We start from the raw sequence: 25,218 nt of genomic DNA on the forward strand, positions 1-25,218 counted from the left end.
GCTCGCGAGCGCGGACAAAGAGGTAGCGATAACGGCGAGTCTCTCTGCCGGGACCCCACCCCGATTGCTACCCTCGCGCCGCCTCAGATCGGCTCCGCGCGCCTGACCGCCGCGTCGACCGCGTACCAGTCCGGGTCGGGCCGCACGCTGGTCCGATCGTCGGAGAACACGATCTCGACCGTGAACTGCCGCGGGCGCGAGCCGTCGAACCGGTTCTCGCCGGTGAACCGCTCGGTGTCGTACTCGAACCCGACCGGCTCGCGCTCGTCGGTCCCGGCCGGCGTCGCGTACGCGTCGACCCGGAACTCGACGACGCCGTACTCGAACCGTCCGGCGTTCTCGACGGTGAGGCGAGCGCGAACCGTCGTCTGTCCCCCGCCTTCGCTCACGTCCAAGACCGTCGCGTCGGTGACGACCAGTCCCGATCCGTCCGGCGCGACAGTCTCCGGCGTCGATTCGTCGCCGCTACCGCCGGAATCCCCGTCGCTCCCGGCGCCGCCGTCGCCGCCCGCGTCGCCCCCGGCGCCGCTTCCGTCGTCGTCGCCGGATCCCTGACCGCCACCGTCGGACCCGTCGCTCCCGGTATCGGAGCCGTTGCCGTCCGTCTGCCGGGGACCCGGCCCGCCCTCCGACTCCGAGGTCACGAGGCAGCCGGCCAGCAGCCCGGCGGCGCCGACTGCGAGGACGCCGCGCCGCGACGCGCGTCGGGTCCGTCTGCCGGGTCGCTCGCCGTCGCCGGAGTCCCGCTCGTCTCGGTCGGCGGTCATCGCATCACCGCCCCGAGGACACCGGTCGAGGCGCCGACGGCCCCGGAGACGAACGCCGTGGCGAGCGTCGGCAGGAACGCGTCGGCGAGGCCGTGCGCCTGCGCGGCGGCGTCGCCCTGCGTGACGACGATCACCGTGACCGCGATCAGCCCGTACGTCAGCGCGCCGAGGCCGGTCCCCAGTCCGCAGGTCGCCGCCGCGGCGACGACGCCGCGGGCCCGCGACCCGACGAGGACGCCGAGGACGCCGGCCAGCGGGACCGCGGCGACGAGGACGGTCGCGGTCACGGCGAGGTACGACTGGGCGACGAACACCGGGCCGAACCGGGCGGTCTCGCCGGTCGCCGCGGTCGCCAACGCCGCCTCCGCCCAGCCCGTCGCGGCCGCGCCGACGATGCCGACGCCGGCGCCGACGAGCGCGAACGCGGCCGCCACGAGCCCGATCTCGTTCGCGTTCATGCGCCGGTCACCCATCCGTACCGCAGTCTGCCGTGCCAGCCGGTCCGCTCCTCCCACGCGTCGCCGGAGAAGCCGGCCGCGAGCAGGAACTCGCCCGCCCGGACGACGTAGCCGTACTGGACGCCGGCGTGCTCGTCGAAGCCGTACCGCTCGCCCTCCGCCTCGCGGTGGTAGAAGCGGTGCCAGGCGGTCGGGCCGTCGTCGGTATCGGCGTTCGCGTCGGAGGCGTTCCCGCCGTCCGAGGCGTTCCCGCCGAAGTCCGAACCGGCGAGGGTCGCCTCGGGGTCGATCGGCGCCCGTCCCTCCGTCGAACCGGCCTCGAGGGCCGTCGAGAGCCGCGCCTCGGCGGTCTCCGGGTCCGGATACCGCTGGACGTGGACCGGGACGCCGTCGAGTTCGCGGGCCCAGCCCTCGAACGCGTCCCGACGGCGGTTCCCCAGCGGCGGGCGCCTCGCGAACGCGACGAACAGCTCTTCGATCCGGTCCGCGGGCTGCGGGATCGGGCCGAGCCGTGCGCGCAGTTCGCGCCGACGATCGGGGGCAAACGCCTCGCCGTAGATCTGCGGGATCCGGTCGCGGTCGACCTCGTCGCGGTCGTACGGCCGGTGTGCGAACGTCGAGAAGTTCCGGCTCGCGACGGCGAGCTCGACGAGCGTGCCGGTCGTGACGCGCCCACGTTCGGGGTCGTCCGGCGGCAGCGGCGCCAGCAGGCGGCGGAACAGCCGGTTGTGGATCGGGTTCCGAGAGAACTCCTCGTCGACGTAGGTGGCGGTGCCGACGCTCGCGAGGTCGGTCCGCATGCGGTCGAGTTCCTCGAGCGCGCGGTCGACGTCGTTTCGCGGCGCGAAGACCCGCAGAACGTCGACGTGGTACTCCGTCTGAGCGCGGATCCGCGGGCCGGGCGAGAAGTGCGGTTCGAGGGCGTCGGCCGCGCGGGCGGCGGCGGTTTCGGCGGCTTCCGCGACCGTATCGACCTGTTCGGCCGTGATCGTCGCCTCCTCGTCGACGGTCGCGCGGACCGACCGGACCGTCGAGACCGCGTCGGTTATCGCGTCGCGGTAGGTCGCGACCGCGTCGGGGTACTCGGTCGCGAACCACACCGCGTCGTCGACCACCGCGCGGGTCGCGTCCGCCAGCTCGGGATTCGTCGGCGGCGGGTCGCCGTCCGCGTCCGCCGAGTCGTCGGGAGGGGCGTCGTCCCCGGACGAGCCGTCACCGGGGGCGGCGCCGTCTCCCGGCGACCCGGCCTCCTCGGGGGCGGCGGGGTACTCGACGCCCTCGACGCCGAGACACCCGGCGGTCCCGACGAGGGCGGCGCCGACGCCCAGAAGCGTCCGTCGCGTCCGTTGCATGACACGCACTCCCCGCGGCAGGAACTTAAATGTGGCACGCCGATTCTCGCGGCTGAAGGCGCCCCGCCGCGCGGCGTCGGGGTCGGGTGGCCGTCCGGTGCGCGTCGGCGCGAGGGCCGAGCGCGTCCCTTTTGAGGCCGGCACTCCGAGCGTCGCGTATGTCCGCGCCATCGCGCAGCGACGTGCCGCCGACGTCGATCGGCGTCGACCTCCGCGAGGAGGGCGTCGTCGTCGAGTACCTCGACGGGCGGACGACCCTCTACCGGGGCGTCCCAGAGTCCGCCGAGGGGTCGGTGACCGCCGGTCCCGGCAAGGAGACCCACGTGCTCGTCACCGACCCCACGGAAACTGAGGGCGTGATGACGTACGTGAACGACTACAAGACCGACGACGAGATCCTAGCGGAGTCCGGCGTCGGCCGCGTCATCGTCGAGGACGGCGAGCGCGACGAGGTGTTCCCCGGCGTGATCGTCGGCCGCGAGGGGCAGCGCAACGAGGTCGTGGCCGACCCCGAGATCGCCGGCGGCCGGGTGTTCGTCTTCGTCGAGGACGGCTGGACCGAGGGGAGCTACGAGATCGTCGAGGGCCCCGAGGACGGGCTGGACGCCCACCGGTGACGCCGACGAGCGCGCGGCCGGGCGGGGAGTCGACGCGATGAGCCTCGCGAAGCCGTGGCGCGACCTCGACCGTTCGACCGTCGGGAGCGCCCCCGACCGCTACGCGCTGTACGAACTCGGCGACGCAGACGGCGACACGGTCGGGTTCGGCACGGGCGTCCTCCGCGACGAACTGAAGGAGGCGCTCGCGTACGGCGACGCCGCGAAGGTGCGCTGGGAGCCGGCCGATTCCCCCGACCACGCGGAGCGACTGCTCGCGGAGCACATCGAGGAGTGACCGACTCGTCCGGCCCGGTCGATCGTCCCGAGCGAGCGGGAACGACCGACAGACGAAAGTCCCGCGGCCGCCGAGGGGGCGTCATGAGCGACGAGGCCGAAACGGACGGCGGCGACGAGGTGCTCCGCGCCAGCGACATCGGGGGCGAGGGGCCGCCGGTCGAGGAGAAGCCGTACAAGATCGTCTTCGAGGCGAACAAGTGCTTCGGGGCGGGGAAGTGCGCTGAGGTCGCGGACAACTGGGTGATGGACGTCGTGAGCGGGATGGCGAAGCCGGAAGCGTACTACATCGGCGAGGAGGACCTCGAAGAGAACGTCGCCGCGGCCGAGGCGTGTCCGGCCAAGAAGGACGCGGGCGTGATCCACGTCGTCGACCGCCGGACGGACGAGGAGATCGCGCCGGACCCGCACGGCGACGGGACGCTCTCGGTCGACTGGTAGCGTCCGGCCCCCAGTTCCGAAAGGGGTTTCACCGCGCCGCCGGTAGCCGAATCCGCGCGGGGGTGGCTGAGCCTGGCCAAAAGCGGCGGACTTAAGATCCGCTCCTGTAGAGGTTCGAGGGTTCGAATCCCTTCCCCCGCATGCTGTCGCGAACAATACGTGAGCGACAGCACTAGGAGCAGAAGGGATTCGAACCAGGGAGCGGAAGGTGAGCGAGCGGAGCGAGCGAACGGGAGCGACTGGGGTTCGAATCCCTTCCCCCGCATGCTGTCGCGAACAGTACGTGAGCGACAGCACTGGGCACAGAAGGGATTCGAACCAGGGAACGGAGCGAGCGAAGCGAGCGGAGTGAGTGAGGTTCGAATCCCTTCCCCCGCATTGCTGTCGCGAGCAACTCGCGAGCAGCAGCAATCGGACAATAGGGATTCGAATCAAAGAGGTCGCGCGCAGCGAAGCGAGCACGTCCGACTGTGGTTCGAATCCCTTCCCCCGCACTCCTGCGGCAAGCAACTCGCGAGCGACAGTCGTGGCCACTGATAAACCCGGTGCGGTGGCGCGTGCCTGCGAGCGGCCGCCATCGGCGGCCGCGAGACAGCACGCGCGAGGGAGTCGCGGCCGTTTTTAAGCGGCCGCGACGAGGCTGGGGAGGCGTGAGGTGCGGTTGCTGTGCGGGGCGGGGTGGGACGCAAAGGGGCAGTCGGGAGGCGGACGCAGGCGACGTAAGTAGCGTGGCGCTACGCGCCACGGAAAGCCGGCGGCGGAGCCGCCGGCGACACCGCAGCGAGGGAGCGATAGCGACCGAGTGAGGCGCGCAGTTCGAAACGGCAGCGCCGTTTCGTCATCACGAGACGCCGAAGGCGTCTCGAACGACAGCGAGCGTGCGCCCGCCTCGCGACTGGGGCCTCCGGCGGTGTTCTCCGCGATCCGTTAGCGACGACGTAGTGCCGAGCGATTGGAGCGTTGGAGGGATTCGCTGCCGATCCGTGGTCAATTATAAACGAGCGCCGGGGGATCTGAGAATATCACCGCGACCTCGGTGACATCGATCCGTCCCGGTTAACAGCAGAACATGAAGGGGTAGACGAGGGCGACGCGGTCGCCCTCCTCCAGTTCCGTGTCGAAGCCGTTCTCGTTCTCGTTGAAGTGGCCGTTCACGAGGATCCGAGCGTAGGCGATGGTCTGCTCGCCGACCGGGTTCTTCGACCACGTTCCGGGCAGTTCCTCCGGCGTCGGCGCCCAGCCGCTGTGGGTCGCGTCGGACTCCGACTCCGCGATCAGCATGTCCTGGAGCTGCGGGTAGTCCTCGAACAGCTCGTCGAGGAACGCCCGGAGCGTGTCGCCCTCGAAGGTGTACTCGAACTCGTACACGCCGAGCTCCGTGCGCACGTGACCGGTACACCGCACGGTGACGGTCGTCTCCGCCTCGGTCGCGGTCGCTTCCGCCCCGTCCGCTCGGCTCGCGTCCGCGTCGGTCGGGGGCGACTCCGCCATCTCGGTGGTCTGAGCCATACGCGTACGTACGCTGCCGCTCCGGGTAAGCCGGGTCACGAACATGTTCACGGGAGGACGGACCGAGACCGAGCGGGGTCGACCGGTCGCGGTCATCAACCGGTCGCGGTCGCTCCCGCGCGGCGCGCGTCGGGGCGCCCGCCACAGGAGCAGTGAGATCGCTCGAAACGGCCCGGCGACGACGGTTTCGGACGCCGGGAATCCGACCGAACATGTTGCCACCAAACTCATAGGCCGTGTCGGTGGTACGCCCGCCCATGCGACTCACGCGCAAGACGATAGCGAAGGTCATCGTCGCGGCGTTCCTGTTGAACCTGGCCGTGATGGGCGCCGGGGCGTGGTTGGCGTACCAAGAGGCGCCGCCGATACCGGACGAGGTCGTCGGTCCCGACGGCGAGACAATCGTCACGGGGGCCGAGGTCCAAGACGGGAAGGAGGCGTTCCAGCAGTACGGGCTGATGAACCACGGGTCGATCCTCGGGAACGGCGCGTACTACGGCGAGGACTACACCGCCGACGCGCTCGAACTGAAGGTCGAACACATGCGCGAGTACTACGCCGACGCCGAGTACGGCGCGGCGTACGACGACCTCGCTTCCGGGGAGCAGTCGCGCGTCGACGCGCTCGTCCGCGACGAACTCGACGCGGCGCACGACGGGGGCGACGTCGTGGAGTACTCCGCCGCGGAGGTGTACGCCCACCGGCAGGTGCGCGAGACGTACGTCGAACGGTACCACGAGGGCGACCACGACCGCGGCGTCCCCGCGGGGATGATCGGCTCGGCGGAGGAGGCCCGGAACTTCGCGGACTTCGCGCTGTGGACCGCGTGGTTCTCGCACACCGACCGCCCGAACGCCGACCACTCGTACACCAACGAGTGGCCGTACGCGCCCGGCGCCGGTAACGACGCCACCGGCTCGGCGATGACGTGGAGCGTGATCGCCATGGTGCTGCTCGTCGGCGCCGCGGGCGCGGCGATCCTCCTCTACAAGTCGGTGAAGCTCCCCGAGCCGTCCTCGGAGGGCATCTCGGTTCCGAAGCCGGGCGACGTGAGCGTCTTCCCGAGCCAGCGCGCCGCGCTCCGCTTCATCCCCATCGCGGCGGGGCTGTTCCTGGCGCAGGTGCTCTTGGGCGGGCTGCTCGCCCACTTCTACATCGAGCGGGCCGGGTTCTTCGGGATCGAGCGGGTGTTCGGGATACACGTCCTCCAACTGCTCCCCTTCGCCATCGCGAAGACGTGGCACATCGACCTCGGAATCTTATGGATCGCGTCGACGTGGCTCGGCGCCGGCCTGTTCCTCCCGCCGCTGCTCACCGGCCACGAGCCGAAGCGACAGGGGACGTACGTGAGCGTCCTGCTCGGCGCGCTCGTCGTCGTCGTGGTCGGCGGGATGAGCGGCATCTGGCTCGGTGCGAACGGCTACCTCCCCGGCGAGCTCTGGTGGCTGCTCGGCAACGAGGGGCTCGAATACCTCGAGGTCGGGAAGGTGTGGCAGGCCGGCCTGCTCGGCGGGTTCATCCTCTGGGCGGTCCTCGCGATCCGCGGGCTCAAGCCCCTGCTCGACCGCGAGCCGGTGTACGGGCTCGCGCACATGATCCTCTACGCCGGCGGCTCGATCACCCTGCTGTTCGTCGCCGGCTTCATGTTCACGCCGTCGACGAACATCGCCGTCACGGAGTTCTGGCGCTGGTGGGTCGTCCACATGTGGGTCGAGGGCGCCTTCGAGTTCTTCATCGTCGCCATCATCGGGCTCACCCTGGTGTCGATGAACCTGCTCTCGCGGCGCAGCGCCGAGAAGGCGGTGATGCTCCAGGCGCTGCTCGTGATGGGAACCGGCGTCGTCGGCGTCTCGCACCACTACTGGTGGATCGGAATGCCGGACTACTGGGTGCCGATCGGCAGCGTCTTCTCGACGCTGGAGCTGCTCCCGCTGATCTTCATCCTCTACGAGGCCATCGGCCAGTACCGCGCGATGGCCGAGACCGGATTCCCATACAAGCTTCCGTTCATGTTCATCGTCGCCAGCGGCGTGTGGAACTTCGTCGGTGCCGGCGTCCTCGGCTTCTTCATCAATCTCCCGCTGATCAACTACTACGAGCACGGCACGTACCTCACCGTCGGCCACGCGCACGCGGCGATGTTCGGCGCGTTCGGCTTCCTCGCGCTCGGCATGGTGACGTACATGCTCCAGCTGTCGATCGACCCCGAGCGCTGGGACGGCTCGTGGCTCCGCGCGTCGTTCTGGTGTTGGAACGTCGGACTGGCGCTGATGGTGTTCGTCTCCGTCCTCCCGGTCGGCTTCCTCCAGCTCGATGTCGCGTTCACCGAGAGCTACGCCGCGGCCCGCAGCCTCGCGTTCTACGAGCGGGACATCGTCCAGACGCTGTTCTGGGCGCGGCTCCCCGGCGACACGCTGATCATCGCCGGGACCGCGATCTACGTCGCGGACCTGATCCGCAAGCGGTTCGTCCTCCGCGCGTCGGAGGACGACCCCACCGTCGACGACATGGCGGTCGCCGAGGGGATCGTCGGGGACGACGACTGACGGTCGTTCCCGGCCGCTCGCTGACCGGGGAGATCAGTAGTGCCAGGGGTACTCGCGGAACTGCGGCTCCCGGCCCTCCAGGAACGCGTCGCGGCCCTCCTGGGCCTCCTCGGTCATGTACGCGAGCCGCGTCGCCTCGCCCGCGAACACCTGCTGGCCGACCATCCCGTCGTCGGCCATGTTGAACGCGTACTTCAGCATGCGCATCGCGGTCGGCGACTTCCGGGTCATCTCGTCGGCCCACTCCAGCGCCACGTCCTCCAGCTCCTCGTGCGGGACGACCTCGTTGACCATCCCCATGTCCGCGGCCTCCTCGGCGGAGTAGGTCTTCCCGCGGAAGAACACCTCGCGGGCCTTCTTCTGGCCGATCTGTTTCGCGAGATACGCGGAGCCGAACCCGCCGTCGAACGAGCCCACGTCGGGGTCGGTCTGGAGGAACTTCCCGTGTTCCTCGCTGGCGAGCGTCATGTCGCAGACGACGTGCAGCGAGTGGCCGCCGCCGACCGCCCAGCCGGGGACGACCGCGACGACGGGCTTCGGCATGAACCGGATCAGCCGCTGGACTTCGAGGATGTGGAGCCGGCCCGCCCGCGCCGAGCGGACCAGGTCGTCGTCGTCGTCGCCCGCCTCGTCGTCGTCGCGGTACTCGTAGCCGGAGCCGCCGCGGACCGACTGGTCGCCGCCGGAACAGAACGCCCAGCCGCCGTCCTTCTCGGAGGGGCCGTTGCCGGTGAGGAGGACGCAGCCGACGTCGGCCTGCTTGCGCGCGTGGTCGAGCGCGGCGTACAGTTCGTCGACCGTGCCGGGCCGGAAGGCGTTGCGGACCGCGGGGCGGTCGAAGGCGATCCGGACCGCGGGGACGTCGACGGCGCGGTGGTAGGTGATGTCGTCGAACTCGTCGGTGACGCGATCCCACGCGTCGGGATCGAAGATGTCCGAGACCATGCGGGACCGTAGGCCCGGGGCGCGTATAAACGACGCCGGATCGAGCGACCGGGAGGACCCCGGCTCACGAGGAGCGGTCCTCGCCGCGCTGCGCGACGAGGACGGGGATCCGGGCCCAGCGCCGGGGACGGACGCCGGAGCGACGATTCGTCCGTCGGGGCCCGTCAGTCGTTCTGCGCGTGCGCACCCTTGGGGTGCCCCTTGTGCTGGAGGTTGCGGTTGTCACGTTTCCGCGTCGCGGTCGCGGGGATGACCTCGCGGGCGGGCCCGATCTCCGACCGCGGCATCCCGGTGTAGCCGTGGTCCGGATGCTCGGAGCAGTGCGCCATCGCGTCGTGCGAGCCCTCCCAGGGACCTTCGTCACAGCCGTCCGCCGTACAGACGAACACTATCTCCTCTGACATGCTAACCGGGGGTTTCCGGCCGGTGTATAAAAATCTCGCACCGAAATTATCAGAACTGATTCGATACGGGTAACCGTCGAGATCGACGGACTGCGCGGCCGGATCGTCAGTCGCTGACGGCGGGCGCGCCGAACAGCTCGACGCTCGTCCCGTCGTGGCGGCAGTCTTCGAGGGCGTGTTTGGCCGCGAAGCCGGCCTCGTGGGCGGAGGCACCGCGACCGACGCCGACCTGGAGTTCGATGTCGACGTCGTCCTCGACGTGCGCGACCGCCGACGAGAACGCCGTCTCGGGGAGGTCGGGACAGACCGCCACGATGTTGTCGCCGCCGACGAAAAAGGAGAGGGCGCCGTGCGCCTCGCGGAGGTGGCGCATCAGCGAGCCGTACGCCCGCTCGATGTTGATGAACGTGTCGAACTCGTTGAGTCGGTCGGTGTACTTGCCGGTCGCGTTGACCACGTCGAAGTGCGCGACCTGGAGGTCCGACCGGTCCGTCTCCGAGAGGTACTCGCCGGCGAGCACCTCGGTCCGGCTCTCGTCCTGCGCGCTACCCGCGGTCTGGAGCCGTCTGTTCGCCGCCTCGAGCGCGTCGACGGGGCGTTCGGCGACCGCGGTGCCGAGGCTCACGCTGACGGGGTAGCGGTTGCCGATCGACTCCTGAAGGGTCGCGTGGGCCGCGCCGTCGACGCCGTTCGTCACCGCAATCATGTTGTCGAACCTGGTGAAGAAGACGTAGGCGTCGCGGTGGCCCAGGAACTGGGCGACGTCGGCGAAGAGCCGCGACTGGAGCGTCTGGAGGTCCATCTCGCGGCGCGGCTCCGGCGTCGTCGTCCACGGCCCATAGTTGTCGATCTGGACGAGGGTCACCTGAGTCGTCGTCACAGTGAACATCGATACGGAACGCTGCCGCTTTACCCTTCCGTTATCCCGAAGGTGGAACCGGTACCGAGTTCGTGATCCGAGGCGGTCCGTCGGCGTCGGCGGTCAGTTACCGTCCCCCTCCCGGGCGCAACCCCTACGGCCGTGGCGTCCCCACTCCGGGCATGGAGTTCAGCGGCGCCGTCCTCGACGTCGACGGCACGGTCGTGCGCGGCGACGATCCGATCCCGGGCGCCCCGGCGGGGTACCGCCGGCTCCGCGAGGCCGGGATCGAGACCCTGTTCGTCTCGAACAATCCGACGAAGGCGCCGCCGGCGTACGTCGACCGCCTCGGCGCGGCGGGGTACGACGTCGACGCCGAGAGGGTGTTCACCGCGGGCAGCGTGACGACGCGGTACCTCCGGGAACACCACGCGGACGACGACCTGCTCTGTATCGCCGACCCCGGACTGCGCGACCAGTTCGCGGCGGCCGGCCTCTCGACGACCGACGACGTCGACGCCGCCGACGCCCTGGTCGCCTCCATCGACCGCGAGTTCGACTACGACGACCTCTGTACCGCGCTGTGGGCCCTCGAACGCGATATCCCCTTCATCGGCACCGACCCCGACGTGGTGATCCCGGCCCCCGAGCGCGACGTCCCCGGATCGGGCGCCGTGATCAACGCGATAGCGGGCGTCGCCGAGCGCGACCCCGACGCCGTCCTCGGCAAGCCCTCGGACACCGCGATCGAGATGGTCCGCGAGCGACTCTCCGCCCCCGCCGAGGAGTGTCTCGTCGTCGGCGACCGCCTCGACACGGACATCGCGCTCGGCGAGCGCGCCGGAATGACGACCGTCCTCGTCCGCTCGGGCGTCACCGACGACGACACCCTCGCGGCGTCGGAAACTGTCCCCGATCACGTGATCGATCACCTCGGCGAGATCGACCGCGTCATCGGCTGACGATCGGCTCTCCGCGAACTGTCACCGCCGCCACGTGGAGAACAGTTATATGGGCGGACGTGTACGGCTCTCTCATGGGAGTGGTTGACTCGCACGAGGATCGGATCGGTGACGACGAGGAGGACCCGGAAGAGTCCGTCCGCGTGCTGGAGGGACACGCGGTCCAGTTCAACGAGTACCGATACTGACATCGGCGTCGCGGTGACGGCGGTCAGCGGTCGACCGCCCGACGGCTGTCGGGACCGTTAAGTGGTCGTCGCGGGTAGCCGAGGACGTGCTACGGAGGGTCCGACGCGCGAGTGTGTTCGCCGCGGTGGCCGCCCTCGCGGTCCTCGCGCCGGCGCTCGACACCGCCGCCGCCGTCCCCTTCTTCGCCGTCGCCGGGGGCGCCTTCTTCGGCGTCCGCGACGGCGAGTGGTTCGAGACGCTCGCGTTACCCGGCGACCGGGAGGCCGAGCGCCTTTACGGACTCGTCTCCTTCGCGCTCGCCGGCGCCGGCCTCGCGCTGTTCGCGTCGCTGCCGCGCGCCCCGCTACCGTACGAGGCGTTCGCGGCGGCGACGCTCGCGGTCGGGGCCGGCCGCCTCGGTCGGACGCTCGTCTCCCGCCGGACGACCGACGAGTTCCCGCTGGTCGCCGGCTACGTCGTCGTCGGGACGGCCGCGGCCCTCGTCGGACAGATCGCGGTGCGACTCCAGACCGGCGCGCGCGTCGACGCCGAGACGGTCCCCCTGCTCGTCTTCCTCGCCGCGGCGGCCGCGCTGACGGCCGCGCTGATCCGCTCGCTCGTGTTCTCGCGGGACGCGCACATCACGACGGCCCTCGTCGCGTTCGTGACGTGGGGGTTCATCGCGCTGGAGCCGACCGTGGAGGCCCCCCTGATCGCCGCCGGCCTCGCGGTGACCGGCGCGCTCGGCTACGTCTCCTTCGCCATCGGCACCGCCTCGGTGGCGGGGATGCTCACCGGCGTCGTCTCGGCGCTGCTCGCGGTCGTGCTCGGCGGCGTCGGTTGGTTCCTCACGCTGATGTCCTTCTACGCGGTCGGCGGCCTCGCCTCGAAGTACCGGTTCGACGAGAAGGCGGACAGGGGAGTGGCCCAGGAGAACGAGGGCGCCCGCGGCACCGGCAACGTGTTAGCGAACTCCGCGATCGCGCTCGCCGCGGTGGTCGGCTACGCGGCCGCGCCGCATCTCGCCGTCCCGGCGGCGCCGTTCGGGTTCGTCTTCGCGGGCGCGACGGCGACCGCGATGGCAGACACGCTCTCCTCGGAGATCGGCGGCCTCTACGACGGCCCGCGGCTGGTGACGACGCTCCGACGCGTCGACCCCGGGACCGACGGCGCGGTCACCTGGCAGGGCGAACTCGCGGGCTTCTCCGGCGCGGTGCTCGTCGGCGCGCTCGCCGCCGGCGGGAGCCCGATCCTCGATCCGGTCGTCCCCGGCGGCGTCGCCGCGGGCGGAGCCGTCGCCGCCGCCGGCGTCGCCGGGATGACCGTCGACAGCCTCCTCGGCGCCCTGATCGAGGGCGACCGGGTCGGCAACCAGACCGTGAACTTCCTCGCGACGCTCGGCGGCGCGGTCGCCGCCGTCGCGCTCTGGACGGCGGTGTGAGATGGCTGACGAGGACCGAAACCCCCGCGTTCGCCCCGGACGACCCGCCGACGCCGCCCGGATCCGGGAACTCCAGTCGCACCTCCGACAGCCGAGCCCGGACCTGTTGGAGTACGGGCTCGCGGTGGGCGCCGCCCGCGTGAGCGTCGCCGACGGTCGGGTCGTCGGCTACCTGCTCCCGGTGGACGCGCCGAACCGCTCGGGCGTCCACGTCGCGGAGCTCGTCGTCGCGCCCGCGTTCCGGCGCGAGGGGCGCGCCCGAGCGCTGCTCGCCGCGACCATCGCCGACGCCGACGGACCGGTGACGCTTCAGGCCCACCCCGATAACGACGCCGCGCTCGCGCTGTACGAGTCGCTCGGCTTCGAGGTCGTCGAGCGGCGGCCGGGCGCGTACGCCGACGGCGACGCGCTCGCCCTGCGGCTCGCTCCGGACGGGTAGCGGGTCGGCCGTCTGGGAGCCGCCGTCTCCCGGCGTACCGGGGCTTCCGAGCGCCGCAGACACAAGGACTATTCGGGCGCCACGTCTCCGGACAGCCATGAGTGACGCCGACGCGGAGACCGGGGCGATCGACGTCGACTTCGGCGATGACGGGCTGGTGCCGGCGGTCGCCCAGGACGCCGACTCCGGCGAGGTGTTGATGCTCGCGTACGTCTCGCCCGAGGCGCTGGCGCGCACCCGCGAGACCGGCGAGGCCCACTACTACTCCCGGTCCCGCGAGGAGATCTGGCACAAGGGCGCCACCTCCGGCCATACCCAGTCGGTCCGGGAGGTCCGGGTCGACTGCGACGCCGACACCCTGCTGTACCTCGTCGACCAGGCGGGCGGGGCCTGCCACACCGGCCACCGGTCGTGTTTCCACCGGACGATAGACGGCGAACACGTCGGGGAGCGCGTCTTCGACCCCGACGAGGTGTACTGACCGATGGCCGAGGGTGCCGGCGGGACGGCGCGGCGAGGCGACGAGGAGGGCGGAGCGGGCGACGACGACCCCGTCTCCGAGGCGGGGGAAGCGGCCGCCCGGCTCCGTGAGCGCTACGACGAGCTCCGGCGTATCGAGGAGCGGATCGACGGCTACGGGCGCGACCGCGTCGAGGCGGCCGCGGACGCCTACCGCCGCGCCCACCGGATCCTCGACCGGTACGAGGAGGACGCGGTCGGCTCCGGCGACTTCGAGTCGTACGTCCGGTTCCGCGGGGAGTTCGACGACGCGACCGACGTCGACGACGACCTCCCGGCCGCCGACGCCTTCGAGGCGGCCGACGAGGCGGTCGACAAGCGCCGGCTCTCGGAGTCGGACTTCGCGGCCGCCCGCGAGGCGCTGGAGCCGGCCGGGGAGTTCGTCGACCTCCTGGAGGCGTACGACGACGCGGTCGACGACTACCGGGGAGCCAGGAAGGCGGCCCGCGAGGCCCGCAAGCGTCTCGACGCGCGACTCGACGAGCTCCGCGAGGTCGCCGCCATGGCCGACGCCGACCTCGACGCCGACCTCGACCGCCTCCGCGACCCGATCGAGGCGTACGACGAGGGGATTCGGGCGGCGTTCCGGGAGTTCTTCGAGTCGGCGTCCGCCCGCGAGGTGTTCGACTTCCTCGACCGCGCGGACGCGACCCCGTTCGTCGACGTCGACGTGCCCCCGACGGACCTGGCGGAGTACGTCGAGACGCACGCGGCCGGCGAGGAGCCGCCCGCGACGCTGCTGGAGTACGCCGACTACACGAACTCCAAGCTGGAGCACTACGTCGACGACCCGGGGGCGCTGCGCACCGCGGTCGCGGTCCACCGGACGTACCTCGAACGCCTCGACGGCGAGCCGCTGACGGTGGACTGGCCGCCGAAGCCGGGCGACGAACTCGCCTACGAGATCGACGAGCTGGTGCCGCTGGTCGGCCGGATCGCGGACGACGAGGTCGTCGCGACGCTGCGCTCGGTCCGCGAACTCGCGCGGAGCGACGAGTACGAGCGACTCCGCCGCGCGGCCGAGGTAAGGCACGAACTCGACGACGACGCCCTGGCCCTGATCGACCGGGGGGAGGCGGACGAGCGCGTCGCCGAGGCGGAGCGGACCCTCTCGCTCGTCGACGACGTGCTGGCGGAGACGGAGCGGGAGTGAGGGGGGCGGGGGCCGAGAGGTCGGTCCGGGAGAGACCGGACGCCCGGCCGCCGCGGAGTGCGGATTTTAAGCCCCGTCGCGGCCGAGCGACCGTATGACCAGATTCGACGCCGCGACGGAGGACGAGCGGCTGAAGCTGTTCGCCGACGCCGCGGCCGCGCACCGCGCGCGCTCCGGTGACGTGATGACCGTCGACGTCGACCCCGACAGCGACGACACCGACGGCGGCGAGATCCCCCCGTGGATCCAGCTCGCGGGCACCGAGCTGATCATGGACTGCACCGACGACGAGCTGGACCGCCTGAAGGAACTGCTCTCCGAGTTCCCCGAGTTCCGGATCGACGAGCTCGTCAGCCCGGAGGAGGCGGAGGGGACGAACGCCGTCGTTACCGCCCGCTCGGACGCGAACCGAGTGGCGGGCTTCGTCGAGCGCGCCTTCCGCGAGGTGTACGAGCTCGACGAGGAGTACCGGGCGTGGGTGACGGCGATCTGACGCCGACCGCTCCGGTTCCCCCTCGCCGCTCGGCCGTCACTTCGCGAAGTAGCTCGTGAAGAAGCCCGAGAGGAAGGAGCTGATCGCGACCGCGACGAGGAGGTCCGCCGTGCTGTGGTCGCCGTCGGAGGCCGTGAGCCAGGTGACTGCGACGCCGATGCCGAGCGATATCAGGCCGTTCGCGGTGTCCGCTTTGAGTCCCATACGCGTCGTTGGCGGGGGAGAGACAAAACCGATGCGCCGGATGTCTCCGCGGCCCGACCGCGGCGCTCCGGGGGAGTCGCGGCGGGCGTCAGTGGAAGCCGCGGCGGGCGTCAGTGGAAGTCGCGGCGGGCGTCAGTGGAAGTCGCGGCGGGCGTCAGTGGAAGCCGCGGTCGACGTCGTCGTCCTCGATCAGGTCGTCGAGCTCGCTTGTGAGCAGCTCCTCGGCCGCCTCGAAGGTGTCGGAGAGCTCGTCGAGCTCGTCCGGGCGCCCGTCGAACTCGTACTCCATCGGGCCGAACGCGGGCGACTCGACCGCCTCCATCACGTCCTCGAAGAGGTGGTCGGGCTCGGTCGGCGCCTCGGCGTGGACCCGCAGCGCCTCCGTGAGCCGCGTCGCCATCTCCTCGGCGTGCTCCTCGTCTTTGGGCGCCGACTGCACCGCGAACCGGCCGTCGCTGTCGGCGTCCGGGAGGAGCGGATCGAGCTCGTCGTCGACGCTGCGGGCGACTCGGGTCCCGACCCCGCGGAGGTCTCGGGGGTTCTTCGCGTACGTCTTCAGGTGGTAGAGCCCGACGCTCGGGTGACCGAAGTAGAGGTCCTCGCCGAGGCCGCCCTCGCGGGAGCCGGCGACCGCCCGCCAGCCCTCGGGGTCGGTCGAGTCGCTCGCGACGTCCGCGAGGATGTCGTCCCAGTCTCGTACGCGCATGTCGGTCGAGAGTTCGGGACGGCGAGCGCAAGAGCGTGTCGGTGCCGGCGGAGCGGTCGGGCGCGATCGATCCGACGGTCACGGCGACCGCCGACCGCGACCACCGACAGCGTTTTTCGGTGCCGCCGCCGAGCGGGGACGTGAACGTTCGCGGGCCGATCGTCTCCGTCGGAGAGGCGCGGACGGTGTCGACGTCGTACGGCGAGCGCGACCTCCGGGAGGTGCGGATCCGGCCCGACCGCGGCGCGGGCGACCCGGTCGACGTGACGCTGTGGGGGAAGTGGACGGAGACCGCCGAACACGCGGAGCCGGGGATGGAGCTGCTCGTCACCGACCCCGAGGAAGACGAGTATCGCGGCGAGACGGGGTACGCGACGACCGACGAGTCGTGGGTCGTCCTCGAACCCGACTTCCTCGTCGACGTGACGGGGATCCGGTCGTGGGTCCAGTGCCCGCGGATGTACTACCTGAACAAGCTCTCCGGGATCCCGCTCAACTACCCCGTGGTCAAGGGGACCATCGTCCACGAGGTGTTCGGCGACCTGCTGCGCGGGATGGAGCTGGAGGCGTCGGTCGAGGACCGCGTCGCGGAGGCCGGCCTCGAGCTCGGACTCCTCGGCTACGAGACCGCGGAGGTCGAAGACGAGGTGCGCCGCAACGCCGCCGCCGTCGAGGGGTGGCTGGCGCAGGGGACCCTGAGCGACGAGGACACGTGGCGCTCGGAGTTTACCCTCATCTCGCCCACGTTCGGGCTGAAGGGACGGGCCGACGCGCTCCGGCGCGGCACCCCGGTCGAGCTGAAGACCGGGAAGAACACGAAGCGCGAACCGCGGTTCCACGACAAGGTCCAGGCCGCCTGCTACGCGCTGATGCTCGACGAGCGCGGCGTCGACCCCGACATCGGGACGCTGCTGTACACCAAGAACACCGCCCTCGACCGCAACGAGGAGTCGGGCGACCTCGCGCCCGCCAAGGAGTTCACCGTCGGGCGGGGCTTCCTGGAGTTCGTCGTGCGCGAGCGCAACGCCCTCGCGGCGATGGAGTGGCGCGCGCTCAACGACCGCGGCGAGCGCCCCACCGTCCCGACGGGGCACGAGGCGGACGCGACCTGTAGCTACTGCTTCGAGCAGGACGCCTGTATGGTCGTCTCCGGCCGTCTCGACCAGGAGTCGAAGGCGGGCCAGATCGGCGAACCGATTCCGGACGAGGAGCGCGACTACTTCGACCGCTTCTACGTCGCCTTAGAGGAGGAGCGCCGCGAGACCCACGCCGAGTACCGGAAGCTGTGGGAGCAGACGCCGGCGGAGCGCGCCGCGGACGACCGCGCGCTGATCGGCCTCGAACCGACCGGCCGGACCGAGATCGACGACGCCCGGTGGGAGCTCCGCGCCCGGAAGCCCGGCGACGCCGTCTCGAAGCTCCGCGAGGGCGACGTGGCGCTCGCGAGCGACGGCGACCCCGTTTCCGGGCACGCGGAGCTCGGGCGCATCACCCGCCTCGGGAAAGACGAGGTCGTCGTCGAGGCGGACGAGCCGGTCGAGCTGCGCCGGCTCGACGTCTACCCCTCCGAGATCTCCGTCGACCGCTCGCTGACCGCGCTCCACGACGCGGTGCTGAAGGGCGACACGGACCGCAAGGACGTGCTGTTCGGTCGCCGGGAGCCGGAGTTCCGGGACGTAGCTGACCGCCCCGCAGAGACCCCCGACGCCTACATCGACAACAACGACGCGCAGAACGAGGCGGTCGAGCTCGCGGTGGACGCCGAGGACCTGGCGCTGATCCACGGCCCCCCGGGCACCGGGAAGACGTACACCATCGCCCGGGCGATCCGCGCGCTGGTCGAGGAGGGCAATCGCGTGCTGCTGTCGGCGTTCACCAACCGCGCGGTCGACAACGCGCTCGAGGCGCTTCGGGATCAGGGGTTCGACGACGTGTTGCGCGTCGGGACGGAAACGGGCGTCCGCGACGACATGCGGGACGTGCGGCTCGTCCAGCGCGGCGAGCCGAACGCGAAGGCGGCGGAGCTGCGGGACGCGCCGGTCGTCGCCGCCACCACCGCGGCCTGCGGCTCCCGCGTCATGCGCGAGTGCGAGTTCGACGTGGCCCTCGTCGACGAGGCCTCCCAGCTCACGGAGCCGGGGACCCACGCCGCGATCAACCTCGCGGACCGGTTCGTCCTCGTCGGCGACCACGAGCAGCTCCCCCCGGTCGTGCGCGCGGAGAACGACCTCCGGACCTCCCTCTTCGAGCGACTCATCGAGGCGTATCCGGACGCGAGCGTCATGCTCGACCGCCAGTACCGGATGAGCCAGCGGATCCAGGCGTTCGCCTCCGCGGAGTTCTACGACGGCGCGCTCCGCCCCGCGACTCCCGAGGTGGCCGGGCAGACGCTCGCGGACCTCGGCGTCGACGCCGGCGCGCTCGCGCCCGAACTGACCGGCGGCGTGGGGTTCGTCGACCCCGACGGCGAGCGCGACGGAAACCGGAACGTCCGCGAGGCCGAGCGCGTCGCCGGGGTCGTCGACGCCTACGTCGCGGCCGGCGTCGACCCGGGCGACATCGGCGTGATCGCCCCGTTCCGCGCGCAGGTCGCGGAGATCGGCCGCCGGACCGACGTGACCGTCGACACCGTCGACCGCTTTCAGGGCTCCTCGAAGGAGGTCGTCCTCGTCTCGTTCGTCGCGACCGGCGACCTCGACGGCCCCATCTTCGAGGACCACCGCCGCGTGAACGTCGCGCTCACCCGGACGAAAAAGCAGCTGACGATCGTGGGCGACGCCGAGGCGCTCGGCTCCGACCCGTTCTACGCGCGGATGCTCGACTGGGCGCGTCGGTGAGGGGTGACGCCTCCCGCTACTCGTCGTCAGCGTCGGTGACGATCCCCGGCTCGCTGCTCGCGATCACGACGATCCGGTCGGTGAGGTCCTCGATCGTGTTGGCGAGCTCGTCCAGCAGGATCGCGAGTTCGCGGTAGACGAGCGGCTGATCGATCGCGCCGTCGCCGAAGGCGGTCTCGACGGCGTCGTTGCGGAGCTCGTCGCACTCGCTTTCGAGGGCGCGGATCGATTCGATCCCGCCGGCGAGCGTCTCCGTGGCGTCGGCGCGGGCGAGCCCCCTGACGAACCCCTCGACGACGTCGCCGAGGACCGCGACCATCTCGGCGATCCGCTCGGCCATCTCGCGCATGTCACCGAACGGTTCGGCGCCCGCGTCGGGACGCATCATCGCCACCTCCTGGACTATCCGCTCGGTGTGGTTCGCGACCACGTCGAGCTCGTTGTAGAAGTCGAGCAGCGCGGACTCGTTGAAGTTGATCCGCGTGTTCAGCAGTCCGATGTCGTCCGGACCGGCGTCGGTGATGAGCGCCGTGAGCCCGCGGACGAGGTCGTCGCATTCGCTTTCGATGGCGACTATCTCGTCGACCGTCTCGCCGTACGCGCCGTCAGCCGCGTACTCGTCGAGCGCTCGCGGGAGCAGCGCGGCGCAGTCGTCGATCCGGTCGAGATACGCGACGGTCCGAGTCTCGAGCCGTTCCCCGAAGTCGGCGTCGGTTGGCATGCGCCGATCCACGCGCGTCGGCGGTAAAGAGGTTCCCTCGCGTTTCGTCGATCGTGAGGGTTTGACGCTCGCTCCAGCGGATTCTCAACCGCGCCTCACGGCGCGTCGACCGCGTCGAGCGCGGACTCGATCCCCGGAACGTCGAACCACTCGCGGTCGGTGTACGCGTTCGTCCCGGCCGCGTACAGCTCCGAGACCGCGTCGACGACCGCCGGCGGGAGGGGGTCCGGATCGGGCTCGCAGAGCTCGCGCCAGTCGTCCGTCTCGCGGCCCGCGACCGACTCCTTCGCCGCCTTCACGGCCGCGACCCAGTCGGGGTCGTTCGCCTTGTACCACTGCCGGACGACCTCCTTCGAGATCCCGCGTCCGTCGTAGGAGAACCGGTTCTCGTCGAAGGTGCCGACCACGTCCGCGACGCGGAGCTCGCCGTCGACGTAGAGGCACTCTATCTTCCCGTCCTCGTGGACGAACCCGGCCGCCTCGGCGCGCTCGGTGACGACGCGGTTCACCTCGCGTGCGAGGGATTCGAGGGCGTCGATATCGGCGGCGCCCGCGACCGCGTCGGCCTCGGCCCGAGCCAGGTAGCGGTCCTGCTGTTCGTACTTCGTGGAGAACTCCACGACGGGCTCGGAGAGGTCGACCGGCTCGTCCGGCCACTCGCCGTCAGCGAGGTCGTCGAGGCCGAAGTCTGCGGGCTCGGCCCGCCTTCGCAGACTCGACCCGACTGGAACCCGGTTGCGGAAGACCACTTCGAGCGGGACGAGGTAGTTCTCCCCGCCCGCCGCGTGGAAGGCGTCGTAGTCGTAGCCGGCGTGGGGCCCCTGGTACGGGAGGTCCGGTACCTGGGTCAGGTCGATCGCCATCTCGGTCGGCGGCGCGCTCGCCTCGTCGAGCGGGACGATCTCGTTCGAGTCCGCGACGCCCCGGTAGTGGGTCGGGACGCCCGCCGCCTCCAGCAGTTCGAAGTTGAACGCGCCCATCGTACAGAGGCTCGCGCCCTTCTTCGGGATCGCGTCGGGCATCCGCCCCCAGTCGAACACCGAGTAGGCGTCCGTGAAGACGAACCGCCCCCGCCCGAGTCCGTCGGCGGTCGCCGGCTCGTCGACGCGGAACTCCTTGACGCTCGTCATGGCACACACCGCGACCGCCTCCCACATGAAACTTTCAGTTACGTGGTCACCTCGAAGATTTTTGCCCTAATTCGATCCACGAGTGCGGATCGAATCGGGGAGGACGGGGCTCCTCGTCCGCGCGCTCGCATCGAAAGCGACACCCGGATCGGTCGCCCAGTCCGTGGCATGAACGATGCGCGCGAGGTCGTCGTGCTCCGGTACGGTCACCGGCCGGGGCGCGACGACCGCATGACGACGCACGTCGGGCTCACGGCCCGGGCGCTCGGTGCCGACCGGGTGATCTTCCCCGACAACGCCGGACAGTCGGCGGAGACGGTCCGCGGAGTCACCGACCGGTTCGGCGGCCCGTTCGCGGTCGAACTCCGCGACGACCAGAAGGCGATCGTCCGGAACTTCGAGGGGATCGTCGTCCACCTCACGATGTACGGTGAGCGCGTTCAGGAGGTGGAGGAAGCGGTTCGCGAGGCGGTCGGCCTCGCAACCGACGGCGAGGCGGGGGGCGCGACCGGGGCGGCCTCGACGCCCCGCGACCTCCTCGTCGTCGTCGGCGGCGAGAAGGTGCCGTGGGCGCTCTACGAGCGCGCCGACTTCAACGTGGGCGTGACGAACCAGCCGCACTCCGAGGTCGCGGGGCTCGCGGTGTTCCTCGACCGCCTGTTCGAGGGCGCGGAGCTGGACCGCGAGTGGGCCGACGCCGACCGCCGGGTGGTGCCCGAGGCGACCGGGAAGACGGTCGTCGACGCCGACGGAGACCCGAGGGAGAAGGGCGGCGACGGCGGCGACGGGAGCGAGGACGGGACCGCCGCGGGCGACGAGCCCGACGACCGCGACTGAGTCGCCTCCCTCGCTACTCGTCGCAGTCGCCGCGCGCGCCTCTCGGCCTCTCGTCGACGACCTCCGGCGTGCCGCTCAGGATGCCGCGGAGCCCGGACATCGGCTCGCCGACGGTGATCCCGTGTTCGGTGATCCGGAACTCGCGGATCGTCCGCTCGAAGTCGCTCGTCCGCTTCTTCAGGACGCCGATCGCCTTGCGGAGCTCGCCCCCGACCTCCAGGTGCCGGAGGAAGAGGATGTTGTCCGCGAGGTAGCTGACGTTCTCCATCGTCGCGCGGAACTCCCCCGTGACGTTCCGCGTCTCGTCGACGAAGATGCCGGTCACGCCCGCGTTCTTGAGGTACCGGCCGAGCGCGTGCATCTGCTGGAGCATCGTCTCGTCCTCGCCGCGCAGCGTCAGCCGGTACCCGGAGATACCGTCGACCATGACGATGTCGGCGCCCTCGCCCTCGACCTCGTCGCGGACCATCCGCGCGAACTCCTGTGGCGACCGCTCTAACGCCTCCACCTCGGTCACCTGGAGCGTCCCCTTCTCGATCATCTCGTCGACCGGGATGTTGACCGCCCGCGACCGCGCGAGGAAGGTCCGTCGGTTCTCCTCGAACAGGTAGATGACCGAGCGCTCCCCCCGCCCCGCGGCCTCCTTCATGAACTGCGTGCTGAGGGTGGTCTTGCCCACGCCGGTCGGCCCGCCCACGATGGTGACGGTGCCCCGCTCGATCCCGCCGTGGAGCAGCTCGTCGACCTCCGGGATCCCGGAGGATATCTGCTCGAACGCGACGTCGTCGCCGCGGCGAGCGCCGGGCTGGAGCGCCGGGTACACCTCGATCCCCGAGTCGGTGACCCGGTAGGCGTGGTCCCCGCCCTGCGTCGACGAACCGCGGAACTTCGGCACCCGGACCGTCTTGCCGTACGAGGCCGCGTCCAGCCGGACCGTCCCGTCAGTGATGAACTCCAGGTCGTCCGTCGGCAGCGACTCGGTGTTCTGAACGGTGAACAGCACCGTCGCCCCCCGCTCTTTTAAGAATCGCATGAACCCGACGACCTGCTTCCGGAACTGGTAGTCGTCGGACAGCAGGAACCGGAGCTGCGTCAGCGGGTCGACGACGACGCGGTCCGGGTCGACCGCGGTGACGCCCTCGACGATCCGCTCGGTGAGGGGCTCTCGCTCGACCTCGGAGGGCGCGAACACCTCGTACGACTCGTCGCCGACGAACGCCTCCGCGCTCGGGCTCAGGTCGAGGAACTCGATGGCGTCGGTGTCGAAGCCGAGCGCGGCCGCGTTCGCCTTCAGGTCGCGGAGGTCCTCTTCGAGGTTGACGAAGAGCGCCGTCTCGCCCTCGTCGACCCCCTGCTGGAGGAAGTGGAAGCTCAGGATCGTCTTGCCGCTCCCGGCCTGCCCGCGGACCATGTAGCTTCGCGTGGGGATGAGCCCGCCGGACAGCACTTCGTCGAGCCCGGCGATGCCGGTCGACGCTCGCTCGGATAAGGGTGATACCATGTCTCGCCTCTCGCCCGCGAGCGTGATATAAATGGGGTAGTTCTTAGTGGCGGCCGCACCTCGTTCGAAGAGACATGGGCTCGGAGTCGGACCGGACACGCCATGCCGCCGGCGGCGACGAGTCCGCGGAAGGCGAGGCGTCGCGCGGCGCTTCGAAGGGCGACGACGGCGGGGCTCCGGAGGGCGACGACGGCGGGGCTCCGGAGGGCGACGACGGGGACGCGTTCGACGACGGAGACGGCGTCCCGACCGTCGACCCCGCCCGAGACGACGCCTCGCTTGCGGGCGACGAGGCGACGGTCCTCCTCCTGATGGACGACGGCCGCGACCGCGCCCTGCTCGCCGAGGCGCTCGGCGAGCGGTACCGGATCCGCACCGCCGACGCTCCGTCCGCGCTCGACGGCGCGTTCGACTGCTGCGTCCTCGACGCGAACGCCTTCCGCGCCGCCGGCGACGCGATCGACGCCCGGCGTGACCGCGCCGACCCAGCCTTCCTCCCGTTCGTGCTGCTGGTGAGCGAAGGGCCGCGGGGGCAGCCGGCCGACAGCGTGTGGGAACGCGTCGACGACGTCGTCGAACTGCCGGTCGGTCGGCGGGCGCTGCTCGCCCGGGTCTCGAACCTGATCGAGCGGCGGACGACCTCGCTCCGGCTCAGGCGGACCGTCGGGGAGCTGCGGCTCAAAGAGCAGGCGATGGACGAGGCGCCCGTCGGGATCACCCTCGCGCGGGCTGCGGACGGCGACGACGACCCGCTCGTGTACCTCAACCGGGAGTTCGAGGCGCTGACCGGCTACGGCGAGGAGATGCTGGGGGAGGACTGCCGCTTCCTTCAGGGACCGGACACGGCCGAGGAGACCACGGCGGAGATCCGGGCGGCGATCGAGGAGGAGCGGTCGGTGGACGTGGACGTCCTCAACTACCGGACGAACGGGCAGAAGTTCTGGAACCGGCTCCAGGTCGAACCGCTACGGGACGAGGACGGAGCGGTCACGCATTTCGTCGGGTTCCAGACCGACATCACCGAGCGCAAGATCCGCGAGCGGCGGCTGGAGGTGATGGCTCGGGTGCTCAACCACAACCTCCGGAACAAGATGAACCTCATCGAGGGGTACGCCGACCTCCTCCGAGACGACCCCGACGAGGCGTCGCGACAGCGGTCGCTCGACGTGATCACCGAGACGGCCGCGGACCTCACCGGGATCGCGACCGCCGTTCAGACCGTCGACGAGACGGTCTCCGCGTCCGCGCTAGACGCCTCTATCGACTTCCGGAAGGAGCTAATCGAGCTCCGCAACCGGATCCGGAGTCGCTACCCCGACGCGGAGGTGACGCTGTCGCTGCCCGGCGACGACCCGATCGAGGTGGCCGTGGTCGGGCTGACCGTCGCCGTCGCGGAGGCGGTCGAGAACGCCGTGAAGCACAACGACGCGGGGACGCCCTCGGTCGAGGTGCGCGTCGAACGCCGTCCGCGGGAGTGGATCGCGGTCGAGATCGAAGACGACGGTCCCGGGATCCCGGACCACGAGACGCAGGTGTTGGAGGCGGGCGAGACGTCGCTGACCCACGCCGACCGCCTCGGCATCTGGCTCATGTACTGGGTCGTGGCCAAGGCCGGCGGAGACTTCGACATCGACACCGGCGAGGACGGGACGACGATCCGGCTGGAGGTCCCGAGGCATCCCTGAGCATCCCTGTCCGGTGGCGGCCGCCCGGGCGACGCCCGTCCCGCCTACAACGCCCGTTTCGATCGGAGCCGCGCGAGCCGCGTCCGGGCCTCCTGTCGGCTCGTCCCGCGCACGCGACCCGTCTCGGCGTCGGCCATGGAGACCAACGAGAGGCGGTCGAGGAGGGGCGGCCAGTCGCCGGCGCCCGCGGCGTCGCTGGCGAACGCGACCGCGTTGCCGAGCCCCTCGCGCTCCGCGGTCCCGGCCCG

25 protein-coding genes, 1 tRNA gene and 1 pseudogene are annotated in these 25,218 nt (G+C 71.0%); 14 read left to right on the forward strand and 13 right to left on the reverse strand.

Translation table 11 applies throughout. The features are described 5' to 3' along the window. Positions 1-83 precede the first annotated feature (83 nt). Genes EXE45_RS11980 through EXE45_RS11990 form a run of 3 tightly spaced genes read right to left on the reverse strand, consistent with a single transcriptional unit; the run spans position 84 to position 2,577 of the window. On the reverse strand, positions 84-767 hold the full coding sequence (locus tag EXE45_RS11980; RefSeq protein ID WP_092920258.1) for a hypothetical protein: 684 nt from the start codon (positions 765-767) through the stop codon (positions 84-86). Further along, positions 764-1,225 carry a hypothetical protein gene (locus EXE45_RS11985; RefSeq protein WP_092920257.1) on the reverse strand — a complete coding sequence of 154 codons (462 nt, stop codon included), beginning with the start codon at positions 1,223-1,225 and terminating at the stop codon, positions 764-766. Before EXE45_RS11985 ends, EXE45_RS11980 begins: the two co-directional genes overlap by 4 nt. After that, on the reverse strand, positions 1,222-2,577 hold the full coding sequence (locus EXE45_RS11990) for a hypothetical protein (RefSeq protein ID WP_092920256.1): 1,356 nt from the start codon (positions 2,575-2,577) through the stop codon (positions 1,222-1,224). Before EXE45_RS11990 ends, EXE45_RS11985 begins: the two co-directional genes overlap by 4 nt. Positions 2,578-2,735: 158 nt before the next feature. On the opposite strand from EXE45_RS11990, the gene EXE45_RS11995 reads away from it, so the two are divergent. The 4 genes from EXE45_RS11995 (at position 2,736) to EXE45_RS12010 (ending at position 4,052) form a co-directional block, all read left to right on the forward strand. Further along, positions 2,736-3,194, forward strand: coding sequence for a DUF5796 family protein (locus EXE45_RS11995; RefSeq protein WP_092920255.1), 459 nt, complete (start codon positions 2,736-2,738; stop codon positions 3,192-3,194). A gap of 37 nt (positions 3,195-3,231) precedes the next feature. Further along, positions 3,232-3,471, forward strand: a complete 240-nt coding sequence (locus EXE45_RS12000; RefSeq protein WP_092920254.1) for a hypothetical protein — start codon at positions 3,232-3,234, stop codon at positions 3,469-3,471. An 83-nt stretch (positions 3,472-3,554) separates the two neighbouring features. Further along, positions 3,555-3,911 (forward strand): ferredoxin, encoded by a 357-nt coding sequence (locus EXE45_RS12005; RefSeq protein ID WP_092920253.1) that lies wholly within the window; start codon positions 3,555-3,557, stop codon positions 3,909-3,911. Between the two features lie 56 nt (positions 3,912-3,967). After that, positions 3,968-4,052: transfer RNA gene (locus tag EXE45_RS12010), tRNA-Leu, on the forward strand. A gap of 915 nt (positions 4,053-4,967) precedes the next feature. Here EXE45_RS12010 and EXE45_RS12015 read toward each other — a convergent pair. Further along, entirely contained in the window at positions 4,968-5,420 is a 453-nt protein-coding gene (locus EXE45_RS12015) for a MoaD/ThiS family protein (RefSeq protein ID WP_137694473.1), read from the reverse strand. 257 nt (positions 5,421-5,677) lie between these two features. On the opposite strand from EXE45_RS12015, the gene EXE45_RS12020 reads away from it, so the two are divergent. Beyond that, a complete protein-coding gene (locus EXE45_RS12020; protein WP_092920251.1) occupies positions 5,678-7,966 on the forward strand; it encodes a nitric-oxide reductase large subunit in 2,289 nt (762 codons plus the stop codon). Positions 7,967-7,999: 33 nt separating this feature from the next. Here EXE45_RS12020 and EXE45_RS12025 read toward each other — a convergent pair whose 3' ends face one another. From EXE45_RS12025 to EXE45_RS12035, 3 genes are all read right to left on the reverse strand, one after another. After that, positions 8,000-8,911: a 1,4-dihydroxy-2-naphthoyl-CoA synthase gene (locus tag EXE45_RS12025; RefSeq protein WP_137694474.1), complete on the reverse strand. Its 912-nt coding sequence runs from the start codon at positions 8,909-8,911 to the stop codon at positions 8,000-8,002. 164 nt (positions 8,912-9,075) lie between these two features. Next, a complete protein-coding gene (locus tag EXE45_RS12030; RefSeq protein WP_092920249.1) occupies positions 9,076-9,315 on the reverse strand; it encodes a hypothetical protein in 240 nt (79 codons plus the stop codon). A gap of 106 nt (positions 9,316-9,421) precedes the next feature. Then, positions 9,422-10,195 (reverse strand): GTP cyclohydrolase III, encoded by a 774-nt coding sequence (locus EXE45_RS12035; protein ID WP_092920493.1) that lies wholly within the window; start codon positions 10,193-10,195, stop codon positions 9,422-9,424. A 161-nt stretch (positions 10,196-10,356) separates the two neighbouring features. On the opposite strand from EXE45_RS12035, the gene EXE45_RS12040 reads away from it, so the two are divergent. From EXE45_RS12040 to EXE45_RS12065, 6 genes are all read left to right on the forward strand, one after another. Further along, positions 10,357-11,136, forward strand: coding sequence for an HAD-IIA family hydrolase (locus tag EXE45_RS12040; protein ID WP_137694475.1), 780 nt, complete (start codon positions 10,357-10,359; stop codon positions 11,134-11,136). Positions 11,137-11,410: 274 nt separating this feature from the next. After that, positions 11,411-12,745 (forward strand): DUF92 domain-containing protein, encoded by a 1,335-nt coding sequence (locus EXE45_RS12045; protein ID WP_137694476.1) that lies wholly within the window; start codon positions 11,411-11,413, stop codon positions 12,743-12,745. 1 nt (position 12,746) lies between these two features. Next, the gene (locus tag EXE45_RS12050) at positions 12,747-13,184 is read left to right on the forward strand and encodes a GNAT family N-acetyltransferase (RefSeq protein ID WP_092920246.1); all 438 of its coding nucleotides are present in this window, start codon (positions 12,747-12,749) and stop codon (positions 13,182-13,184) included. A gap of 97 nt (positions 13,185-13,281) precedes the next feature. Next, positions 13,282-13,665 (forward strand): phosphoribosyl-AMP cyclohydrolase, encoded by a 384-nt coding sequence (gene hisI / locus EXE45_RS12055; protein ID WP_092920245.1) that lies wholly within the window; start codon positions 13,282-13,284, stop codon positions 13,663-13,665. Between the two features lie 3 nt (positions 13,666-13,668). Next, complete coding sequence (locus tag EXE45_RS12060; protein ID WP_092920244.1) at positions 13,669-14,856, forward strand: hypothetical protein; 1,188 nt, start codon at positions 13,669-13,671, stop codon at positions 14,854-14,856. 94 nt (positions 14,857-14,950) lie between these two features. Beyond that, on the forward strand, positions 14,951-15,349 hold the full coding sequence (locus EXE45_RS12065) for a hypothetical protein (RefSeq protein ID WP_092920243.1): 399 nt from the start codon (positions 14,951-14,953) through the stop codon (positions 15,347-15,349). Positions 15,350-15,385: 36 nt separating this feature from the next. On the opposite strand, the gene EXE45_RS20460 is transcribed toward EXE45_RS12065, so the two are convergent. Both EXE45_RS20460 and EXE45_RS12070 read right to left on the reverse strand, forming a co-directional pair. Beyond that, complete coding sequence (locus tag EXE45_RS20460; RefSeq protein WP_167603303.1) at positions 15,386-15,553, reverse strand: hypothetical protein; 168 nt, start codon at positions 15,551-15,553, stop codon at positions 15,386-15,388. A 154-nt stretch (positions 15,554-15,707) separates the two neighbouring features. Continuing rightward, on the reverse strand, positions 15,708-16,259 hold the full coding sequence (locus tag EXE45_RS12070) for a hypothetical protein (RefSeq protein ID WP_137694477.1): 552 nt from the start codon (positions 16,257-16,259) through the stop codon (positions 15,708-15,710). Between the two features lie 140 nt (positions 16,260-16,399). On the opposite strand from EXE45_RS12070, the gene EXE45_RS12075 reads away from it, so the two are divergent. Continuing rightward, a complete protein-coding gene (locus EXE45_RS12075; RefSeq protein ID WP_137694479.1) occupies positions 16,400-19,096 on the forward strand; it encodes an AAA domain-containing protein in 2,697 nt (898 codons plus the stop codon). 16 nt (positions 19,097-19,112) lie between these two features. On the opposite strand, the gene EXE45_RS12080 is transcribed toward EXE45_RS12075, so the two are convergent. Further along, complete coding sequence (locus EXE45_RS12080) at positions 19,113-19,817, reverse strand: DUF47 domain-containing protein (RefSeq protein WP_092920241.1); 705 nt, start codon at positions 19,815-19,817, stop codon at positions 19,113-19,115. A 95-nt stretch (positions 19,818-19,912) separates the two neighbouring features. Next, a complete protein-coding gene (locus tag EXE45_RS12085) occupies positions 19,913-20,947 on the reverse strand; it encodes a phosphoribosylaminoimidazolesuccinocarboxamide synthase (RefSeq protein ID WP_092920240.1) in 1,035 nt (344 codons plus the stop codon). A 168-nt stretch (positions 20,948-21,115) separates the two neighbouring features. Here EXE45_RS12085 and EXE45_RS12090 point away from each other — a divergent pair, with 168 nt between their 5' ends. Beyond that, positions 21,116-21,784: a tRNA (cytidine(56)-2'-O)-methyltransferase gene (locus EXE45_RS12090; RefSeq protein ID WP_092920239.1), complete on the forward strand. Its 669-nt coding sequence runs from the start codon at positions 21,116-21,118 to the stop codon at positions 21,782-21,784. Positions 21,785-21,797: 13 nt separating this feature from the next. Here the strand turns inward: EXE45_RS12090 and EXE45_RS12095 are convergent, their stop codons facing one another. Next, the gene (locus EXE45_RS12095) at positions 21,798-23,285 is read right to left on the reverse strand and encodes an ATPase domain-containing protein (protein WP_137694478.1); all 1,488 of its coding nucleotides are present in this window, start codon (positions 23,283-23,285) and stop codon (positions 21,798-21,800) included. Positions 23,286-23,359: 74 nt separating this feature from the next. Between EXE45_RS12095 and EXE45_RS12100 the strand changes: the two genes are divergently transcribed. Then, positions 23,360-24,970 (forward strand): PAS domain-containing protein, encoded by a 1,611-nt coding sequence (locus EXE45_RS12100; protein ID WP_241989477.1) that lies wholly within the window; start codon positions 23,360-23,362, stop codon positions 24,968-24,970. Between the two features lie 44 nt (positions 24,971-25,014). Here the strand turns inward: EXE45_RS12100 and EXE45_RS12105 are convergent. Continuing rightward, positions 25,015-25,218 (reverse strand): annotated as a pseudogene (locus EXE45_RS12105) (hypothetical protein); the annotation flags it as partial.

The sequence above is a fragment of the Halorubrum sp. SP9 genome, assembly GCF_005435015.1.
In the GTDB taxonomy this organism is placed as follows: domain Archaea; phylum Halobacteriota; class Halobacteria; order Halobacteriales; family Haloferacaceae; genus Halorubrum; species Halorubrum sodomense.